General features: G+C 69.6%; 19 protein-coding genes. 11 read left to right on the forward strand and 8 right to left on the reverse strand.

Annotated elements, in window-relative coordinates; all coding sequences use genetic code 11:
* Positions 1 to 106 precede the first annotated feature (106 nt).
* From tsf to ACX80I_RS14325, 5 genes are all read left to right on the forward strand, one after another.
* Positions 107 to 943, forward strand: coding sequence for a translation elongation factor Ts (tsf, locus tag ACX80I_RS14305; RefSeq protein WP_459345780.1), 837 nt, complete (start codon positions 107 to 109; stop codon positions 941 to 943).
* A 175-nt stretch (positions 944 to 1,118) separates the two neighbouring features.
* A complete protein-coding gene (pyrH, locus tag ACX80I_RS14310; protein ID WP_459345781.1) occupies positions 1,119 to 1,859 on the forward strand; it encodes a UMP kinase in 741 nt (246 codons plus the stop codon).
* Between the two features lie 144 nt (positions 1,860 to 2,003).
* Complete coding sequence (gene frr / locus ACX80I_RS14315; RefSeq protein ID WP_301229937.1) at positions 2,004 to 2,561, forward strand: ribosome recycling factor; 558 nt, start codon at positions 2,004 to 2,006, stop codon at positions 2,559 to 2,561.
* Entirely contained in the window at positions 2,561 to 3,682 is a 1,122-nt protein-coding gene (locus ACX80I_RS14320; RefSeq protein WP_459345782.1) for a phosphatidate cytidylyltransferase, read from the forward strand. The genes frr and ACX80I_RS14320 overlap by 1 nt, the downstream gene beginning before the upstream one ends.
* Positions 3,683 to 3,760: 78 nt before the next feature.
* Positions 3,761 to 4,336 (forward strand): DivIVA domain-containing protein, encoded by a 576-nt coding sequence (locus tag ACX80I_RS14325; protein WP_459345783.1) that lies wholly within the window; start codon positions 3,761 to 3,763, stop codon positions 4,334 to 4,336.
* A 40-nt stretch (positions 4,337 to 4,376) separates the two neighbouring features.
* Here ACX80I_RS14325 and ACX80I_RS14330 read toward each other — a convergent pair whose 3' ends face one another.
* The 4 genes from ACX80I_RS14330 to ACX80I_RS14345 are packed head-to-tail and all read right to left on the reverse strand — an operon-like array spanning position 4,377 to position 8,231.
* Positions 4,377 to 5,843 (reverse strand): sodium/solute symporter, encoded by a 1,467-nt coding sequence (locus ACX80I_RS14330; protein WP_459345832.1) that lies wholly within the window; start codon positions 5,841 to 5,843, stop codon positions 4,377 to 4,379.
* A gap of 25 nt (positions 5,844 to 5,868) precedes the next feature.
* The gene (locus tag ACX80I_RS14335; RefSeq protein WP_459345784.1) at positions 5,869 to 6,252 is read right to left on the reverse strand and encodes a DUF485 domain-containing protein; all 384 of its coding nucleotides are present in this window, start codon (positions 6,250 to 6,252) and stop codon (positions 5,869 to 5,871) included.
* 52 nt (positions 6,253 to 6,304) lie between these two features.
* Positions 6,305 to 7,024, reverse strand: coding sequence for a LytR/AlgR family response regulator transcription factor (locus ACX80I_RS14340; protein ID WP_459345785.1), 720 nt, complete (start codon positions 7,022 to 7,024; stop codon positions 6,305 to 6,307).
* 19 nt (positions 7,025 to 7,043) lie between these two features.
* Positions 7,044 to 8,231 (reverse strand): sensor histidine kinase, encoded by a 1,188-nt coding sequence (locus tag ACX80I_RS14345; RefSeq protein WP_459345786.1) that lies wholly within the window; start codon positions 8,229 to 8,231, stop codon positions 7,044 to 7,046.
* A 295-nt stretch (positions 8,232 to 8,526) separates the two neighbouring features.
* On the opposite strand from ACX80I_RS14345, the gene ACX80I_RS14350 reads away from it, so the two are divergent.
* Positions 8,527 to 8,910, forward strand: coding sequence for a DUF485 domain-containing protein (locus tag ACX80I_RS14350; RefSeq protein ID WP_459345787.1), 384 nt, complete (start codon positions 8,527 to 8,529; stop codon positions 8,908 to 8,910).
* Positions 8,907 to 10,544, forward strand: coding sequence for a monocarboxylic acid transporter (locus ACX80I_RS14355; protein ID WP_459345788.1), 1,638 nt, complete (start codon positions 8,907 to 8,909; stop codon positions 10,542 to 10,544). Before ACX80I_RS14350 ends, ACX80I_RS14355 begins: the two co-directional genes overlap by 4 nt.
* A gap of 75 nt (positions 10,545 to 10,619) precedes the next feature.
* Here ACX80I_RS14355 and ACX80I_RS14360 read toward each other — a convergent pair whose 3' ends face one another.
* Positions 10,620 to 11,195 carry a TetR family transcriptional regulator gene (locus ACX80I_RS14360; RefSeq protein WP_459345789.1) on the reverse strand — a complete coding sequence of 192 codons (576 nt, stop codon included), beginning with the start codon at positions 11,193 to 11,195 and terminating at the stop codon, positions 10,620 to 10,622.
* A gap of 111 nt (positions 11,196 to 11,306) precedes the next feature.
* Here ACX80I_RS14360 and ACX80I_RS14365 point away from each other — a divergent pair, with 111 nt between their 5' ends.
* Positions 11,307 to 13,337, forward strand: coding sequence for a glycoside hydrolase family 3 protein (locus tag ACX80I_RS14365; RefSeq protein WP_459345790.1), 2,031 nt, complete (start codon positions 11,307 to 11,309; stop codon positions 13,335 to 13,337).
* Positions 13,338 to 13,362: 25 nt separating this feature from the next.
* Here the strand turns inward: ACX80I_RS14365 and ACX80I_RS14370 are convergent, their stop codons facing one another.
* Positions 13,363 to 13,839 (reverse strand): Lrp/AsnC family transcriptional regulator, encoded by a 477-nt coding sequence (locus tag ACX80I_RS14370; RefSeq protein WP_459345791.1) that lies wholly within the window; start codon positions 13,837 to 13,839, stop codon positions 13,363 to 13,365.
* Between the two features lie 182 nt (positions 13,840 to 14,021).
* Between ACX80I_RS14370 and pdhA the strand changes: the two genes are divergently transcribed.
* From pdhA to ACX80I_RS14385, 3 genes are read left to right on the forward strand one after another with little or no spacing between them, the layout of a single operon-like run.
* Positions 14,022 to 15,212 (forward strand): pyruvate dehydrogenase (acetyl-transferring) E1 component subunit alpha, encoded by a 1,191-nt coding sequence (pdhA, locus tag ACX80I_RS14375; RefSeq protein WP_459345792.1) that lies wholly within the window; start codon positions 14,022 to 14,024, stop codon positions 15,210 to 15,212.
* Complete coding sequence (locus ACX80I_RS14380) at positions 15,212 to 16,234, forward strand: alpha-ketoacid dehydrogenase subunit beta (protein ID WP_459345793.1); 1,023 nt, start codon at positions 15,212 to 15,214, stop codon at positions 16,232 to 16,234. The genes pdhA and ACX80I_RS14380 overlap by 1 nt, the downstream gene beginning before the upstream one ends.
* On the forward strand, positions 16,231 to 18,099 hold the full coding sequence (locus tag ACX80I_RS14385) for a dihydrolipoamide acetyltransferase family protein (protein WP_459345794.1): 1,869 nt from the start codon (positions 16,231 to 16,233) through the stop codon (positions 18,097 to 18,099). The genes ACX80I_RS14380 and ACX80I_RS14385 overlap by 4 nt, the downstream gene beginning before the upstream one ends.
* A 101-nt stretch (positions 18,100 to 18,200) precedes the next feature.
* Here the strand turns inward: ACX80I_RS14385 and ACX80I_RS14390 are convergent, their stop codons facing one another.
* The gene (locus ACX80I_RS14390) at positions 18,201 to 18,668 is read right to left on the reverse strand and encodes a GNAT family N-acetyltransferase (protein ID WP_459345795.1); all 468 of its coding nucleotides are present in this window, start codon (positions 18,666 to 18,668) and stop codon (positions 18,201 to 18,203) included.
* A gap of 124 nt (positions 18,669 to 18,792) precedes the next feature.
* Complete coding sequence (locus ACX80I_RS14395) at positions 18,793 to 19,404, reverse strand: TetR/AcrR family transcriptional regulator (protein WP_459345796.1); 612 nt, start codon at positions 19,402 to 19,404, stop codon at positions 18,793 to 18,795.
* Positions 19,405 to 19,481 lie beyond the last annotated feature (77 nt).

Consider the following 19,481-nt stretch of genomic DNA (forward strand, 5'->3'; position numbering starts at 1 on the left):
CCACGCCCCTTACGCATGTTCCGCAGGCGATCACCGCGTGACGCCTGCTCCGTGGGTCCAGGCCCCCGGTAGCTCTTCGTAGATCCACATCAACTTAGGAGTTCGTATGGCAAATTTCACTGCCGCTGACATCAAGGCCCTGCGCGAGCGCACGGGCGCCGGCATGATGGACGTCAAGAAGGCCCTCGACGAAGCCAACGGCGACGCCGACAAGGCCCTGGAACTGATCCGCATCAAGGGCCTCAAGGGTGCCACGAAGCGTGAGGGCCGCTCGACCGCCGAGGGCCTCGTCGCCGCCCGCGTCGACGGCAACGTCGGCGTCATGGTCGAGGTCAACTGCGAGACCGACTTCGTCGCGAAGGCCGGCCCGTTCATCGACTTCTCCAACAAGGTGCTCGCCGCCGCCATCGAGTCCGGTGCCGCCGACGTCGAGAGCCTCCTGTCCTTCGAGCTCGACGGCAAGCCCGTCTCCGAGCACGTCATCGAAGCCGGGGCACTGCTGGGCGAGAAGGTCGACGTCCGCCGTATCGCGCGGGTCGAGGGCCAGATCGTCGACGCCTACCTGCACAAGACGTCCAAGGACCTCCCCGCCCAGGTCGGCGTGCTCTTCGCCGTCGAGGGTTCGGGGGACTCCGCTGTCGAGGCCGCGCACGACGTCGCGGTCCACATCGCCGCCTACGCGCCCACGTACCTGACCCGCGAGCACGTCCCCGCCGAGCTGGTCGAGTCGGAGCGCCGCATCGCCGACGAGACCGCACGCGCCGAGGGCAAGCCCGAGCAGGCACTCGCGAAGATCGTCGAGGGACGCCTCACCGGCTTCTTCAAGGAGGGTGTCCTGGTGGACCAGGCATTCGCCAAGGACGCGAAGAAGTCCGTCGCGACGGTCCTTTCCGACGCCAACGCCAAGGCCACGGCCTTCGCACGCTTCCGCGTCGGCGCCTAGGCTCCAGGCCGAGGCCCAGCACGAAACGAAGGGCGGCCGCCATCGGGGTGGCCGCCCTTTCCTGCGCTCGGGAGGCGCCCCGTATCCTGTAACGGGTCCGGCAACATCCCGCACCTCGCACCACCCGCCGTCCGACCCAGGACGGCCGACAACCCAACGCCACGGGAGGCACTTCATGGACACCACTTCCACCGCTCGAACGGGTGGTACCGGAGGCCGGCGCCGGGTCCTCCTCAAGCTTTCCGGTGAGGTCTTCGGCGGCGGCAAGCTCGGCGTCGACCCGGAGACCGTCCGGTCCGTGGCCAAGCAGATCGCGGCCACCGTGGGCGACGTGGAGGTCGCGATCGTGGTCGGCGGAGGCAACTTCTTCCGCGGCGCCGAACTCTCGCAGAGCGGCATGGACCGCTCTCGCGCCGACTACATGGGCATGCTCGGAACCGTCATGAACTGCCTCGCCCTGCAGGACTTCCTCGAGCAGGACGGCGTCGAGACGCGCGTGCAGAGCGCCATCACGATGGGCCAGGTCGCCGAGGCATACATCCCGCGGCGCGCCATCCGCCACCTCGAGAAGGGACGCGTGGTCATCTTCGGTGCCGGCGCGGGCCTTCCCTACTTCTCCACCGACACCGTGGCAGCGCAGCGCGCCCTGGAAGTCCACGCGGACGAGGTCCTGATGGCGAAGAGCGGCGTCGACGGCGTGTACACGGCCGATCCCCACAAGGACCCGACGGCGGAGAAGCTCGACACGCTGTCCTATGACGAGGCCCTGCGCCGTGACATCCGCGTCATGGACCAGACCGCCATGACGATGTGCAAGGACAACAAGCTCGCGATGGTCGTCTTCGGCATGGAGGGCGAAGGCAACGTGACGCGCGCCATCCGCGGCGAGAAGCTCGGGACGCTCGTCACCGTCTAGCCGGGCGGCGTACCCTCGCGGAGCGAGCGGGGCAACGGCGCCCTTCCGGCGCCTGGACGTCACGCGTCCCCGCCTGGGGGCTTGAACTAGGATTGAACACTGGAACGGTTGCCGGGCAGCCGACTGCGGACCGAAGGAGACATTGTGATCGAAGAGACCTTGCTGGAAGCCACCGACAAGATGGACAAGGCCGTGGAGGTTGCAAAGGACGATTTCGCCACGGTCCGCACCGGGCGCGCCAACGCCTCGCTGTTCTCCAAGGTGGTGGTGATGTACTACGGCGCTCCCACCCCGCTGCAGCAGCTGGCGTCGTTCCAGAACCCCGAAGCCCGCACACTGCTCATCACGCCGTTCGATCGGGCGTCACTCAACGACATCGAGAAGGCGCTGCGTGATTCCGATCTCGGCGCCAACCCGTCCAACGACGGCAACGTGATCCGGGTGGTCCTGCCCGAGCTGACGCAGGAGCGCCGTAAGGAATACGTGAAGCTGGTGAAGACGAAGGCGGAGGACGCCAAGATCTCGATCCGCAACATCCGCCGCAAGGCGAAGGACGGCATCGACAAGGCGGTCAAGGACGGCGACTCGGGCGAGGACGAGGGCTCGCGCGCGGAGAAGGAACTCGACGCGCTGACCAAGTCCCGCGTCGACCTCATCGACGACCTGCTGAAGCGCAAGGAAGCCGAGCTGCTCGAGGTCTGATGGCAGACCTCGATCCTCCCGGCGCGGGCCTCGGTCGACCAACAGGTCCCGACGCCGGGACAGACACCACCCGCGCAGCCGTCGTCTCGGCCGACGTTCCGCCATCGGGCGCCGTGCATGGTGGTGCCTCGTCCGCCGCGTCACCGGAAGCGTCACCGGGTGAAGTGCCGGGTGCAGTGCCGGGTGCGGGAGACCCCACGTCCGGTGCCGCACCCACCCCCGGACCGCGCAGGGCGAGCCGTGCCGGGCGCGCATCCGGCCACGGGCTGTTCCGGCGTCGCCGTCCCATCCGCGAGCCGGGTAAGCCCTCGCGTGCCGGCCGCAACCTGCCGGCCGCGATCGGCGTCGGCGCGGGGCTCCTGATCCCGGTCCTCGTGGGCCTGTTGTTCTTCCCGATCGTCTTCGTGGGGATCGTCACCCTGTTCGGCGCCGTCGGCGTCTGGGAGATCTGCCGGGCGCTCGAGATCCGGCGCATCCACGTGCCCCTCGTGCCCACCCTCGCCGGCTCCCTGGTCCTTCCGTCCTCCGCCTATTTCGGCGGAGCCGAGGGCCTCGCCGTCGCCGCGGTGTTCTCCGTGGTCGGCCTCTTCCTCTGGCGTTCGCTCGATCCCGCGCCCGATGCCGGGAAGAGCCTCATGGCCGGTGCCTTCACGGTGCTGTGGGTGCCGTTCATGCTGAGCTTCGCGATGCTGCTGATGCGCGGGGAGGGCGGCTTCCTCGTGATTGCGACGCTGCTGCTGCTCGTCGTCGCGAACGACACCTTCGGCTACCTGATCGGGGCGTTCTTCGGGAAGCACGCCATGGCGCCGAAGATCAGCCCCAAGAAGTCCTGGGAGGGTTTCGGCGGGTCGATCGGCGGGGCGTTCGTGGTCGGCGGCCTGTGCGCCGTGTTCCTGCTGGGGCAGCCGCTGTGGATCGGACTGGTGCTCGCCGTCGCCATCGTGGCCTCCGCCACCGCCGGCGACCTCGCGGAATCGATGATCAAGCGCGAGCTCGGCGTCAAGGACATGAGCACCATCCTGCCCGGCCACGGCGGGGTCATGGACCGCCTCGACTCGATCGTCTTCGCGTCCCCGATGGCGTACCTGCTGTCCGTTACATTTGTACCGGGGATGATGTAGCCGCAGGTCAGCGGCGGGAACCCCGGAGCCGGACGGCTCCCGCACGGTCTCACGAAACACTCGCCAGAAGGACTGACCATGGATGTCGCCCGCCCGGGCAGTTCCCCGTTCGCACGCGTCGGACGCCGGGAGTTCGGCTACAACACGCGCCAGGTGGACCGTTTCCTGACGAAGGCCCGCGCGCACTACGACGCGGAACATCCCAACGGTGCCATCACGAGCAAGGATGTGCGCGGCATGTCCTTCGACCCGGCCCGGGGCGGCTACGAGCCCTCCGCCGTCGACGCCGCGCTGGACCGGCTCGAGGACGTCTTCGCGCAGCGGGAACGCGACCACGTGATCGCCACGGAGGGCGAGGAGGCGTGGCTGCGGACGATCGGACGCACCGCCGCAGTGCTCCGGAGGCGCCTGCACCGGCCCGCGGGGGAGCGCTTCCGCCGTCCGACGAGGACGAAGAGCCCGAGCTACAACGTCGAGGACGTGGACCGCCTGTGCGACGAGCTCCTGCAGTACCTCGAGAACAGCGCTCCGATGAGCGTCGACGTCGTCCGCCGGGCCGTGTTCCGGGAGGCCAGGGGCGCGGACGGCTACGAGGAGAACCAGGTGGACTCCTTCCTGGAGCGCGTGGTGGAACTCATGGCGGGCATCGACTGAACTCCGCCTGACGCCCCCGACGTCCGGGCGGCCGGCAGGGTCAGTGCGGCTCCGGCGTATGCAGGCGGGCGAGCACGCGGGAGGCGGATGCCGGCCGCCGCCCCTCCGTCGCCCGCGAGACGAGCACCATGGTGAGGAACGCCGTCGGCACGGTCCACAGCGCGGGCTGGTCCAGCACCACCCACCGCTCTCCGGCACCCGGCCCCAGCAGTGCCGATCCCGCGATCGCGCCCCCGCACAGCACCGCTCCGGCGAGCATCCCCGCGACGGCTCCCGCATCCGTCAGCCCGCGCCACCAGATCCCGAGGAGCAGCAGCGGGCAGATGGTGGAGGCCGTGAAGGCGAACACGGAGCCGACGCTGCCGGCCAGCGCCAGGCTGTCCGTCAGCAGGGCGAGAACGAGCGGGATGAGCGCCGAGAGGAGTGCCGCCCGCCGGAAGCCGGCGACGCTGCCCTGGAAGAACTCCTGGCTCACCACGCCGGCGAGCGACACCACGAGGCCGCTCGTCGTCGAGAGGAACGCCGCGAAGGCACCGGCGGTCACCAGGGCGGACAGCAGGTCGCCGGCGGCGCCGTCGAAGATGCGGCCCGGCAGCAGGAGGACTGTGGCGTCCGCCGCCCCCTCCGCCGCGAGCTCCGGCATGTGGATCCTCCCCAGGATCCCGTACACGGTGGGGAACAGGTAGAACACGGAGAGCAGGCCGAGGACGATCAGCGTCGTTCGTCGCGCCGACGCGCCGTCGGGGTTCGTGTAGAAACGGACGAGGACGTGGGGCAGCCCGAGGGTCCCGAACAGGAGCGCGATGACCAGCGAGATGGTGCCGTAGAGGGACGCGCCCGCCGTCGCATCGAGGTCGGCGCTGAAGGCGCTCCCGCCTGCCGTGACGGGCTGGCCCTCCGCGCCGAGGCGGACGAGGATGAACGCCGCCGGAACCGCGAGGGCCGTGAGCTTGAGCCAGTACTGGAAGGCCTGCACGAAGGTGATCGAGCGCATCCCACCGGTCACCACGCTGAGGCACACCACGACGACGACGGCGAGCGGGCCCACCCAGGCGGGGAGGCCCGTGGTGATACGGACGGTCAGTGCCGCGCCGTGCAGTTGCGGGACGATGTAGAGCCAGCCGACGACGACGACGAGCATGCTCGTCACGCGGCGCACCAGCAGCGAGTCGAGCCGCGCCTGCGCGAAGTCCGGGATGGTGTAGGCCCCGGAACGGCGCAGGGGAGCGGCGACGAACAGCAGGAGCATGAGGTATCCGGCGGTGTAGCCGATCGGGAACCAGAGGGCGTCCGCGCCGGAGATCATGATGAGGCCCGCGATGCCGAGGAAGCTGGCCGCGGACAGGTACTCGCCGCCGATGGCGGAGGCGTTCCACCAGGGGCGGACGGTGCGTGACGCGACGTAGAAGTCGCCGGTGGTCCGCGAGATGCGCAGGCCGTAGATGCCGATCAGCACGGTGCAGAGCGCGACGAGGACGAGGGCCGTGTAGCCGACGGCGGGGCTCAGCTGCAGGGCCTCGTTGTCCAGGGCGTCAGTCATCGTCCACGAGGTCCTGGAAGCGGCGCTCGTTGCGCGACGCGCTGCGGACGTAGAGGACGGCGCAGCCGATGACCAGGGGATAGACCCCGAGGCCGAGCAGCAGCCAGGGGATGGGTACGGTCAGGATCGTCACGCCGTTGATCGCGGGGAACAGTGCGAGCAGCACCGGGATGCCGATGAGGATGACCAGGAACCCGCCGGCCACCACGAGGGCCAGGCGCAGCTGCGACCGGATCAGCGACGCGACGAACAGCTGGCCCACCTCGGACTGCTCGGCCATCTCGCGTGCCACGGGGAAGGAAGCCCCGGTGGCGCGGGCAGCCGTCCTGGGAGCGGTGACCCGGACGCGGCGGGGGACCTCCGGACTGTCGTGCATCAGAGGGACTCCTCCCCGGGGAGGGCCGCGGCCGGCAGCGGATGCACGGCCGTCAGTGGCTCGGACGGAGCCGGGTCGCCTCGAGCTTCTCCCGGACGTCGGGAAGGTGCCGGCGGCTGACCGGCAGCTCGGCGTCGCCGACGAAGAGGCTGGCGCGGCCGGCACCGATGCGGACCTTCCGTACCTGGTCCATCGCCACGAGGTAGGAGCGGTGCGTCCGGAGGAACCCGGCTTCGGCCCACTGGCGCTCGAGGTCGTTGAGGGGGATGCGGATCAGGTAGCTCGCCTCGGAGGTGTGGAGGCGGGCGTAGTCGCCCTGTGCCTGGACGTAGCGGACGTCGTCGCGCCGGATCATCCGGCTCACGCCGCCCTGGTCGACGGTGATCACTTCGGGTGCCGCCGTCGAGCCTTCCATGAGCTCGCAGATCCGCCGGACGGACTCCGTGAGCCGCTCGGTCCGGACGGGCTTCAGGAGGTAGTCGACGGCGCGCAGCTCGAACGCCTCGAGCGCCCGGTCCTCGTCGGCGGTGACGAAGACGACGGCGGGAGGACGGGGAAAGCGCGAGACCGCACGGGCGATGTCGAGTCCGGACAGGGACGGCATGTGGATGTCGAGGAACAGGGCGTCCACATCGTGCTGCTCGAGGGTCCTCAGCGCCTCCGCGCCGCTCGACGCGCGGTGGATCGTGCCGATCCGCGCGTCCTTGCCGAGCAGGAATGCCAGTTCCTCGACGGCGGGGAGTTCATCGTCGGCGATGAGAACATTGACCATGTGTCCTAGGTTACGCGGCTCACGCCTGGTGGTCGGGCTGCGACTTGGGCACCCGCATGGTGATCAGCGTGCCCGCGCCGGGCGCCGTGTCGATGATCAGGCCGTGGTCGTCGCCGTACACCTGGCGCAGGCGCGAGTCGACGTTGCGCAGCCCCACGTGGACCCCCTCGGTGTGGCCCGCGAGGACGGACCGGAGGTGTTCCGGATCGATGCCGACGCCGTCGTCCTCGATGGTCACCTCGGCGAAGGGCCCGACGTCGTGGGCCGTGATGGTGATGTTCCCGACGCCGTCCTTCGAGTCGAGGCCGTGGCGCACCGCGTTCTCCACCAGCGGCTGGAGGCTGAGGAAGGGGATCACGGTGCTGAGGACCTCCGGGCCGATCTCGAGGCGGACCTTCAGCCGATCCCCGAAGCGCGCGCGCTCGAGCAGGAGGTAACGGTCGATGCTCCGCAGCTCCTCGGCCACGGTGGTGAAGTCGCCGTGGCGGCGGAAGGAGTAGCGCGTGAAGTCGGCGAACTCGACCACGAGCTCACGGGCCCGCTGTGGGTCCGTATTGATGAAGGACGCGATGGCGTTGAGCGAGTTGTAGATGAAGTGCGGGCTGATCTGCGCACGGAGGGCACGTACTTCCGCCTCCGCCAGCAGCCGCCGGGACGAGTCCAGTTCCGCGAGCTCCACCTGCGTGGACACCCAGCCCGCGAGCTCGTTGGTGGCGCGGACGAGTCCGGCGTTGACGTCTCCCGCGAAGGCGCCGACAGTGCCCACCACGCGCTTGTCCCCGCGGACCGGGGACAGCACGAGTTCGCCGAGGCCGGTCAGGCCCGCGGCGTCGAGGCGCTGGCGGCGGAAGATCTGGGTGCGGCCGCTCTCGAGGACCTGCCGGACCAGCGGCATCACGTCGGGTGCGGCCGTGCGCTCGCCGTCCCAGGCCAGCACGCCCGCGTCGTCGCTGATGAGGAGGATGTCGCAGCGCAGGAGTCCGCGCAGGTGGCGTGCCGCCTTCGGAGCCCCGGCCGGTGTGAGGCCCTCGCGCAGGTGCTCGGAGGCGAGGGCGGCCGTGTGGAGCGTGTCGTAGGTGGCGCGGTCGGCGTCGGAGCCGAGATCCCGGTAGGAGCGTGAGAGGCGGAACCCGAGCGAGGCCACGACGGCGAGGGTGATGATGGCGACGGCGCACACCAGCGCGGTGTCGACGGCGGCGCTGAACATGGTTCCAGCCTAGCCTCCGGGCTTTCCGTCCGACGGGAGCCCGCGACACCGCTGGGATCAGGACGGGAGCGGGACGGGAGCATGCAGCGGTCCCGGCACGAACCCCGGGGGCGGCGCTCGCCGCGTCCGCCGACCGTTCGGCGCATCGTGCTGTGCACTCACCGACGGGGTGCCGTGCGCTGCTGGTGACGGTCGTCGTCGTGCCGCACAGTGATGGGAGTCACACCGACGTGCTCTTGTGCGCGGCGACGAGGCCGCGCGGCGGCCGGCGTGACGTCCGATAGAAGGAGGAACAATGGGTTCGCACCCAGTCGAGCCGGTTTCCGGCTCCGGTGCTGCCGTCGACTTCACCGAAGTCCAGCAGACCGAGCAGTTCAAGGACCTGCGCAAGCGCCATCGCAGCTTCGTCTTCCCCATGGCAGTGTTCTTCCTGCTCTGGTACTTCGCCTACGTGCTGCTGGCCGACTACGCGCACGACTTCATGGCGACGCCGGTCTTCGGCAACATCAACATCGGCATCATCCTCGGGCTGCTGCAGTTCGTCAGCACCTTCGCCATCACCATGTGGTACGTCAGCTACGCCAACAGGCGTCTCGACCCCATCGCCGCCAGCATCCGGCATGAGCTCGAGGAAGCGGCACCCGAAGTGTTCATCGACCCAGCAGGCGGAAACAAATGATCCCCACGACCGGGGCGGGCCTCCGCCTGCCACTCCAGACCGCCGAGGCAACGACCGTCGGTTCCCCGATCCTCAACATCTCGATCTTCGGCCTGTTCGTCGCGATCACCCTCGTGATCGTGCTGAGGGCCAGCCGCAACAACAAGACGGCGGCGGACTACTACGCGGCCGGGCGCTCGTTCACCGGTCCGCAGAACGGTACCGCCATCGCGGGCGACTACCTCTCGGCCGCCTCCTTCCTGGGCATCGTCGGTGCCATCGCCATCAACGGCTATGACGGATTCCTGTACTCGATCGGTTTCCTCGTGGCCTGGCTCGTGGCGCTGCTCCTCGTCGCGGAACTCCTCCGCAACACGGGCAAGTTCACCATGGCGGACGTCCTGTCCTTCCGGCTCAAGCAGCGGCCCGTCCGCATCGCAGCTGCCATCACCACCCTGGCGGTCTGCTTCTTCTACCTGCTCGCCCAGATGGCCGGTGCGGGCGGACTCGTCTCGCTCCTGCTCGGCATCAACGACAAACTCGGACAGTCCATCGTCATCACGGTCGTCGGCGTCCTCATGATCATGTACGTGCTGATCGGTGGCATGAAGGGCACCACCTGGGTGCAGATCATCAAGGCCTGCCTGCTGATCGCCGGCGCATTCGTCATGACGGTCTGGGTCCTGGCGATCCACGGCTTCAACCTCTCCACCCTGCTCGGTGCCGCCGTCGAGACCTCCGGCAACGCGGCCATCACGAGCCCGGGCCTGCAGTACGGCATCAGCGCCATCACCAGGCTCGACTTCCTGTCCCTGGCGCTCGCGCTCGTGCTCGGGACGGCTGCCCTGCCGCACGTGCTCATGCGCTTCTACACCGTGCCCACCGCCAAGGAGGCCCGACGCTCGGTGGTCTGGGCCATCTGGCTCATCGGCGCCTTCTACCTCTTCACCCTCGTGCTGGGCTACGGCGCCAGCGCGCTGATCGGCGCGGACCGTATCAAGGCGGCACCCGGCGGCGTGAACTCCGCAGCGCCGCTGCTGGCCTACGAGCTCGGCGGGTCCATCCTGCTCGGACTCATCTCCGCCGTCGCGTTCGCCACGATCCTGGCGGTCGTCGCGGGCCTGACCATCACGGCGGCCGCCTCGTTCGCCCATGACATCTACGCCAGCGTCATCCGCCGCGGCAAGGTGGACCCCGACGGCGAGGTCAAGGTGGCCCGCCGCACGGTGATCGTGATCGGCCTGGTGTCCATCGCCGGCGGTATCGGCGCCCAGGGGCAGAACGTGGCATTCCTGGTGGCGCTCGCATTCGCCGTCGCGGCCAGCGCCAACCTGCCCACCATCCTCTACTCGCTGTTCTGGCGGAAGTTCAACACCCAGGGAGCGGTCTGGAGCATGTACGGCGGCCTCGGCTCCGCGATCCTCCTCATCGCCCTCTCGCCCGTCGTCTCCGGCGGCGAGAAGTCGATGATCCAGGGGGCGGACTTCTCGCTGTTCCCCCTGAGCAACCCGGGCATCGTCTCCATCCCGCTCGCGTTCTTCCTCGGCTGGCTGGGCACCACGCTCTCCAGGACGAAGGAGGACCCGATGAAGCAGGCCGAGATGGAAGTACGGTCGCTCACCGGCGTCGGCGCCGAGAAGGCCACCGACCACTGACGCACACCCGCAGGACGAACGAGGCCGCCCCACCCGGGGCGGCCTCTTTCGTCTTAACTGGTTCGTCGTGGGGGACTATGGTTCCAGGAGCCGGAGGACACCCGCCAGCGCGGCCGGCATGCTCACGTCCGGGTCGTACAGCCACTGGAGCTGGATGCCGTCGAACACGCCGATGATGATACGCGCAGCGTCCTCGGGGGAGATGTCCGCGCGGATCTCACCGCGCGCCTGCGCATCGGCGATGTTCCCGGCGGTCCTCTCGACGAGCCACGCGTAGCGGTTCCGGAAGTAGTCCCTGGCGGCGTGTCCCGGCCGGGTCGCGGTGGCAGATGCCACGGCGAACAGCGCGGTCAGGCCGGGATGCTGCTCATTGCGCTCGGCGATGCCCGGAAGGTCGGCGAGGGCTATCGCCGCCCCGCCGGTCCACGCGGTGTTCTGCTCGTCGCGGTCGGCGAGCACCGCGGTCAGCAGGTCCTGCTTGCCGCTGAAGTAGTGGAACAGTGTTGCTTCCTTGATGCCTGCCCGCTCCGCGACGAGCTTGAGGGTGGTGCCCTCAAATCCCTCGGCGGCGAAGACGTCCGCGGCGATCCTCAGCAGGTCGCGACGCCGTTCGATGCCCTTGGCATAGGTGCCCGGCGCCTTTCCGCTCATGGGTCGAGTGTAAAGGGTGACCTGCAGCCGCGGCACAAAACCTAGTGTTGCTCGGTTTTGTGTAACCTGGCACACACCAGGACAACCTGTACCCATTACGAAGGAGTAATCATGGGCAAGAATTCGGACGCGGGAACGAGCCGCGCCACGGCACCGCGCACGAGTGCAGCAGGCAGGCGACGAGGTCGGGGACCCGTCGCCGCCGTCACCGCCGGCGCATTGCTGGCGACGATCCTCGCATCAGGGTCGGCGGCGAGCGCAGCTCCCCAGCAGAAGGTCCGCCAGCCGGCACTGGACAGCCGGTCCGCGGAGATCATCAGGGTGGATGGGCGGTCCTTCCGCGACCTCGACGGGAACGGCACGCTGACCCCTTACGAGGACTGGCGCCTCAGCCCGGAGGAACGCGCGACGGACCTCGTCGCGCGGCTCTCCCTCGAGGAGAAGGCCGGGCAGCTCATGCACGCCTCCCTGACGGGCAGGGGCACCTACGACCGCGCCGTGTTCTCCCGGCTCCTCGAGGAACGCCACATCACCACGTTCATCTCCCGGCTCGGGGTCGGGGCGGGAACCCTCGCGAGCGAGCACAACGACCTCCAGGCGCTCGCCGAGCAGCAGCCGTTCGGCATCCCCCTGAAGATCAGCACCGATTCACGCAACGGCTTCACCGTGACGGAGGGGCAGACCGTCTCGAACGGTGACTTCACCCCGTTCCCCGACCCGATCGGCATGGGAGCGGTGGACGATCCGGAAACGACCAAAGCGATGGCCGACATCATCCGCAGGGAGTACCGCGCGGTCGGCATCCACGAGGCGCTGTCCCCGCAGGCAGACCTTGCCACCGAGCCCCGGTGGACCCGTATCAACGGCACGTTCGGCGCCACGGGCGAGGAGGTGCGCGAACACGTCCAGGCCTACGTCGAGGGGATGCAGGGCGGATCGGACGGACTCACCCCGGACAGCGTCGCCACGGTCGTCAAGCACTGGGTGGGCTACGGCGCCCAGGTCAACGGCTACGACAGCCACTACTACTACGGCCGGTACGCGGCGTTCCCCGGCAACAACTTCGAGGAGCACCTGACCCCCTACGAGGGCGCCTTCGCCGCCGGGGCCTCGGGCATCATGCCGACCTACTCGATCCTGCAGGACCTGGAGCGCAACGGGACGGCCGTGGAGCAGGTGGGCGCGAACCACAACGAGTACCTCCTGCAGGACGTGCTGCGCGGGGAGTACGGGTTCGACGGCGTCATCACGTCGGACTGGGGCATCGCCAACGACTGCCCGGCGTCGTGCCTGGCACTCCGTCCGCCGCTGTCCTTCGTCGGAGCACACGGAGCGGGCATGCCGTGGGGCGTCGAGGACCTGACGCTGGCCGAGCGCTACGCGAGCGCGGTGAACGCGGGCGTCGACATCATCGGCGGCAGCGACAAGCCGCAGTACATCCTCGAGGCGGTAGGCCAGGGGCTGCTCGGCGAGGAGCGCGTGGACGAGGCGGCACGGCGCGTCCTGCAGCAGAAGTTCGAACTGGGACTCTTCGAGAACCCCTACGTCGACGTCAGCGCTGCGGAGCGGATCGTCGGCAGCACCAAGTCGGCGAAGGCGGGCGACGCTGCGCAGGCCGCGTCGCTGACGCTGCTGAGCAACGACGGCGTCCTGCCGGTGTCCCGCAGGGACGTCCGGAAGGTCTTCCTCTCCGGGATCGACGCCGACGCCGCGCGCGACGCGGGCTTCACTCCCGTGGCCACGCCTGCGGAGGCGGACCTCGCCGTCGTCCGGCTCGCCGACCCGCGCGGCGGAGCCGACCTGACGGACCTCGACTTCAGCGGTGACGAGCCGGGCTACCAGGCGCTGCTCGCGGCGTCGGATGCAGGCATCCCGACAGTCGCCGTCCCGAACCTCGCACGGCCCCTGATCCTCGGCAACGTCGTCGAGCACGCGGACGCGGTCCTCGCGGACTACGGCGTGTCGGACAGCGTGCTGCTGGACGTGCTGCGGGGCAAGGGGGAGCCGGGCGGGCGCCTGCCGTTCGAACTGCCGTCCTCCATGGCCGAGGTCGAAGCCCAGCTGCCGGACGTACCGAACGACACCGCCAACCCGCTGTTCCCGGCCGGGTTCGGCCTGTCCTACACGCGCAGCGGCCGCTGACCGGTGCGGCGTCCTGGCCGGGAGGTCAGGACGCCGTGCGCGGGCCGCGTGCGAGCAGCGGCTCGACGCGGAAGGGAATGAGCTCGCCCATGGCGAGTGAGGTGTCGCAGCGCTCCACCCCGTCGCACGCAAGGATCTTGCCGTTGATCCGGAAGAGGTCCTCGGCGTCGACGGCGACCACACGGACCAGGATGTCGGCCTGCCCCGTCAGTCCGAACGCCTCGATGACCTCGGGGACGGCGGCGATGCTGCGCGTGATGGATGCCAGCTTCTGCTGCTGCACGTGGACGTGGATGAAGGCGGTCAGCGGGTAACCGAGCGACACGGTATTGATGCGCCGCTCGAAGGAGAGGAAGACCGCCTTTTTCTCGAGCTGGGCCATCCTCGCCTGCACCGTGTTCCGTGACAGCCCCAGCTTCTGCGCAAGGGCGACCACGGTGCGTCGGGGGTCCTTGGCCAGGGCCTGCAGCAGCCGCGTGTCGGTGAGGTCGAGGGGTTGCATAGTGCGCAACGCTAACACGGCCTGAAGGGGCCGAATAGTGCATAGTGCTCAGCCGAGGACAGAACGGTTGTGCCACCTGTTCGGCGTGAGTAGGGTCACAATCACTCCGGGCAACGGCGCCCGGAGCCCCTCCCTACGGGTAGCCCGCGGAGGGGTGCCTGCGAGTGTGAAGGTTGCGTGCGATGACCCAGGACGGCGCCCGGCCAGGATCGGGATCCACCGGCGGAGACGACGACGCAGGACCGGCGAGGGGGCTGGTCCTCCCCGGCCCCGTCCGCCCCGCCGCGGACGAGCCCGTCCAGCTCATCGATCCTTCCGGGGTCCGCCACCCGCACGCACACTACGACCGTCTCGTGGCCGACGTCGACGGCGCCGCCCTCCAGAAGCTCTACGAGGACATGGTGGTGGTGCGGCGCATCGATGCCGAAGCCACCGCGCTGCAGCGCCAGGGCGAGCTGGCACTCTGGCCGCCGCTCCTCGGGCAGGAAGCCGCCCAGATCGGCTCCGGCCGCGCCCTGCGCTCGGACGACTTCGTCTTCTCCAGCTACCGCGAGAACGGCGTCGCCTACTGCCGGGGAGTGGACCTCGCAGACATCCTGCGTGTCTGGCGCGGCAACGCCTCCTCGGGGTGGGACCCCTACACGATCAACATGGCGACGCCCCAGGTGATCATCGGCGCGCAGACCCTCCACGCCACGGGCTACGCGATGGGCATCATCAACGACGGTGCGGACTCCGTCGCGGTGACCTACTTCGGGGACGGAGCCACGAGCCAGGGCGACGTCAACGAGGCTATGGTCTTCGCCGCGAGCTACCAGGCGCCTGTCGTCTTCTTCTGCCAGAACAACCACTGGGCCATCTCCGAGCCGGTGGGCCTGCAGGCGCACGTGCCGATCGCGCGCCGGGCGCCGGGCTTCGGCATCCCGTCCGTGCGGGTCGACGGGAACGACGTCCTCGCGTGCCTCGCCGTCACGCGCGAGGCCCTCGCCCGGGCACGCTCCGGCGGCGGCCCCACTTTCATCGAAGCCGTGACCTACCGCATGGGCCCGCACACGACGGCGGACGACCCCACGCGCTACCGCGACCCGAACGAACTCGAGGACTGGGTGGCCCGCGATCCGCTGGCACGGCTCGCCACCCTGCTCGACTCCTTCGGCCTCCTCGGGGCCGACTACACGGATGCGGTGAAGGCCAGGGCCGACGCCGTCGCCGCGGAACTGCGTGAGGGCTGCGTCTCGATGCCCGAGCCGGCGCCGTCGGACGTCTTCCGCCACGTCTACAGCACGCCCCACCCCGAGCTCGACCGCCAGCAGGACCACTACGAGCGCTACCTCGCCTCCTTCGACCAGCCAGCACAGGAAGGACACCGCTGATGTCCACCATGACCTTCGGCCGCGCGATCAACGCGGGCCTGCGACGCGCCATGGACGACGATCCCAAGGTGGTCCTCCTGGGCGAGGACATCGGCAGGCTCGGCGGCGTCTTCCGCATCACCGACGGACTGCAGAAGGACTTCGGGGCGCACCGCGTGATGGACACTCCGCTCGCCGAGGCGGGCATTATGGGCACCGCCGTCGGCATGGCGTACCGGGGCTACCGCCCGGTCGTCGAGATCCAGTTCGACGGTTTCATCTATCCGGCGTTCGACCAGATCGTGAGCCAGGTGGCCAAGCTGCACTACCGGACGCGGGGCGCGGTGAGGATGCCGATCACCATCCGCGTGCCCTTCGGCGGCGGCATCGGTTCACCGGAGCACCACTCGGAGTCGCCCGAGGCCTACTTCACGCACACGTCGGGCCTGCGCGTGGTGAGTCCGTCCAACCCGCAGGACGCCTATTCGATGATCCAGCAGGCCATCGCCAGTGACGACCCGGTGCTGTACTTCGAGCCCAAGCGCCGCTACCACGTCAAGGGCGAGGTCGACGAGGCCGAAGACCTGTCGGCGTCGGACATGGGTGCCGCCCGTGTGGTCACCGAGGGACGGGACGTCACGCTGGTCACCTACGGGCCCCTCGTGCCGACGGCACGCGATGCCGCCATCGCGGCGTCCGACGACGGCATCTCGATCGAGGTGATCGACCTGCGCTCGCTCGCACCGATCGATTTCCCCACGGTGGAGGCCTCGGTACGGAAGACAGGCCGGCTGGTCGTCACGCACGAGGCCGCCCGGTCGGGCGGTCTCGGCGCGGAGATCGCCGCCAGCATCACGGAGCGGTGCTTCGACTACCTCGAGCACGCTCCCGTCCGGATCACGGGCTTCGACATCCCCTATCCCTATTCCAAGCTCGAGTTCCACCACCTGCCCGACCTGGACCGCATCCTCGACGGCGTGGACCGCGTGCTGCGCCGGCCGAACTCCCTGAGCGGACTGGACATGGAAGGACCGGCACTGTGACGGCGGCACCAGAAATGGCACCGGGGATGGCGCCAGGGACGGCGCCTGGCTCGGCGGCACCAGGGACGGCGCCTGGCTCGGCGGCACCAGGAACGGCGGCACCGGGAACGGCACCGGGCCCGGCGGCTCCGGGAACGGGGAGTCGGATCAGGGAGTTCCGGCTCCCGGATCTGGGTGAGGGCCTGACCGAGTCGGAGATCCTCCAGTGGCACGTCGCGGAGGGCGACACCGTCGAGCTGAACCAGATCATCGCCGACGTCGAGACGGCCAAGGCCGTCGTCGAACTGCCGTCACCGTACGCCGGCGTCGTGGTGCGCCTGCACGAGGCCGCGGGGACCGTCGTCGACGTCGGAGCGCCGATCGTCTCCTTCGAGGTGACGGGTGACGATGACGCCCCGATGCCTCAGGCCCACCCGTCGGGTTCCTCCTCTCCGTACCCGCCGGCTTCCGCGACCGGTTCAGCGACCGGTTCCGCGATGGGTTCCGCGATGGGTTCCGCGACCGCGTACCCGCCGGAGAGCGGCGAAGTGCCCGCGAAGCGTGAGCCCAACCTCGTGGGGTACGGTGCCGCCGTCGAGAAGGGAGGGCGTCCGCAGCGCCGGAGCCGTACGTTCCAGTCCGCGGGGTCCGCGGCCCCCGTGCCTGCCGACCCCGTACCTTCGGTCCTCGTACCTGCGAAGCCGCCTGCGAGTGCGGCAATGCTGGCCGCAGACCCGGTGACTCTGCCTCCATCGCCTGCACCGGCTGCGGCCACTGCATCGGCTGGGCGGCCTGCACCGCCCACACCGCCTGCGGCGACTACGTCACTTGAACCGTCTGCGTTGCCCACGGCACCTGCGGTTCCGGGAATCGCACGACGCGGGGAGCGGCCGCGGTCCACGCCACCCGTACGGAAGCTCGCCCGGGACCTCGGAATCACCCTCGACGCCCTGACCGGCACCGGCCCCGGGGCCCTGATCACGCGGGACGACGTCCTCGCCGCGCTCGCGGGCACCGCGGGAAGCCCCGTACCACCGACAGTGCCGGTAGTGTCGGCATCACCAGGCGCCGCACAGACAGCGCCCGTACCACCGAGCGCCGCGCCGGCAGCACCAGCAGCACCGAGCGCCGCACCGCCAATGCCAAGGGCCGCGCCGGCCGGCGCTACGTCCCCGCATGCCTCGGCGGGGGAGACCCGGACGCCGATCCGCGGGATGCGGAAGCACACCGCGGACGCCATGGTGGCGAGCGCGTTCACAGCGCCGCACGTGACGGAGTTCCTCACCATCGACGTCACCCCCACCATGGACCTGCTGGCGGAGCTGAAGGCCGCCCGGGCCTTCGAGGGCACGAAGGTGACGCCGCTGACCATCGTGGCGAAAGCGGTGTGCATCGCGATCGCCCGCAACCCTACCCTCAACTCGTCGTGGGACGGGGCTGCCCAGGAGATCGTGCAGTACGGGGATGTGAACCTCGGGATCGCCGCCGCCACACCGCGGGGCCTGCTCGTGCCGAACATCAAGGCCGCTCAGGCTCTGACGCTGGTGGACCTCGCCCGGGCGATCGGGACGCTGACGGAGACGGCCCGTGCGGGCAGGACTCCGCCGGCCGACCTCGCGGGCGGAACTATGTCGATCACCAACATCGGAGTGTTCGGCATCGACGCCGGTACACCGATCCTGAACCCGGGCGAAGCGGCCATCCTGGCCGTGGGTGCGGTCCGCAGCATGCCGTGGGAGTACCAGGGCACCGTCGCGCTGCGGTCGGTCCTGACACTGAGCCTGTCCTTCGACCACCGGCTCGTCGACGGCGAGCAGGGATCCCGGTTCCTGGCCGACGTCGGCGCGATCCTCCGGAATCCGGCAATGGTCCTGACAATGGTCTAGCCCTACGGATGGTCCAGCGATGCGGACGGTCCAGCTGGGCAGGTGGTCCCGCCGGGCGTCCGCGCCGCCGGGGGAACCGCCACGGAGCCCTCGGCGGGAGGTTACGGCAGTTCGAGGATGAGTTCCCGCACCACGGCGCCGCGGGCAGGGGCGAAGCCCTGGGTCTCGCCCACGTGCTGGAAGCCCCATCGCTCGAGGATCCGAATGGAACTAGCGTTGTCGGCTACGGCCCGGGCGCGGATGGGCCGCTGGGTCACCTCGTTGAGGAATTGGCCGACGGCGGCGGTGGTGATGCCCTGTCCCCAGCGGGAGCGGTCGATCCAGTAGCTGATCTCCGGGGTCGCGTCGTGGTGGTAGGCGAGGATGCTGCCCACCACCTCGCCGTCCGAGAGGATGGTGCGCACCGTGATCTTGCTGTCGTTCAGGATGTCCTGCCAGTGGTGGTCGAAGACGCCCCTGTCCGAGGGGTTCTTGGCGCCGAAGGCCGCCATGTGATTGGCGCTGGGATCCAGCTGGTGCGAGAAGAAGGCGTCGATGTCGGAGGCTTCAACGGGACGTAGCGTGATCACAGCGGTACTTTCAGTCGGTGGAGTGGCCGGGCGGGCAGCGCGGCCGATACTTCTCGTGGTTTCAGCGTACTAGGCGACTGCGCATGGGTGGCGGGGGCGCGATTCCGGCGTCATGATTCCGGCGTCATACGGTCAGGGCGGCCCAGGCCATGTCCTGCAGCAGGTCCCGCAACGCCCCGAGCTCGCGCCCGGAACTCGTCCCGTGCGCGGTATGGGGGGTGGAATTGATCAGCCCGAACACGGCGTGGACCTTGCGCCGCAGCAGCGACCGGTCGGTGTCCGGGAGGTAGTCGGCGAGTTGGTCCACCCATACCTGCACGTAGCTCCGCTGCAGGGAGCGGACCGTGCGTTCGTCGTCGTGCGGCAGTGAGCCGAGGTCCCGGTCCTGCACGCGGATGACGTCGGCGTTGGTCAGGGCGAACGCCACCTGGAAACGGATCAGCCCCCGGAGCGCCTCCTCTGGGGAGGACGCGCCGTCGGCGACTGCCCGCCCACCCTCCAGCAGGTCCTCGCTGACGCCGGTGAGCAGGGCGGAGAGTACCGACGGCTTGCCGGGGAAGTGCCGGTAGACCGCCGGCCCGCTCACTCCCGCGGCGGCGCCGAGATCCTCGATGGACACCCCGTTGTAGCCGCGGTCGGCGAACAGGTGCGCCGCGGCGTCGAGGAGCGCCGCACGCCGGGTGGCCTTCGCGATGCTCCGGCCCGTCACGCGGTCTTCGGTGGGCAGTGCCTCCATGCAGGTCCTTGTCGTCCGCGGGGGAGTTGTCCCATCATTCTGATGGACAGGCAGGTTAATGACCACTAACCTGAATC

This window comes from Arthrobacter rhamnosi (assembly GCF_054510855.1).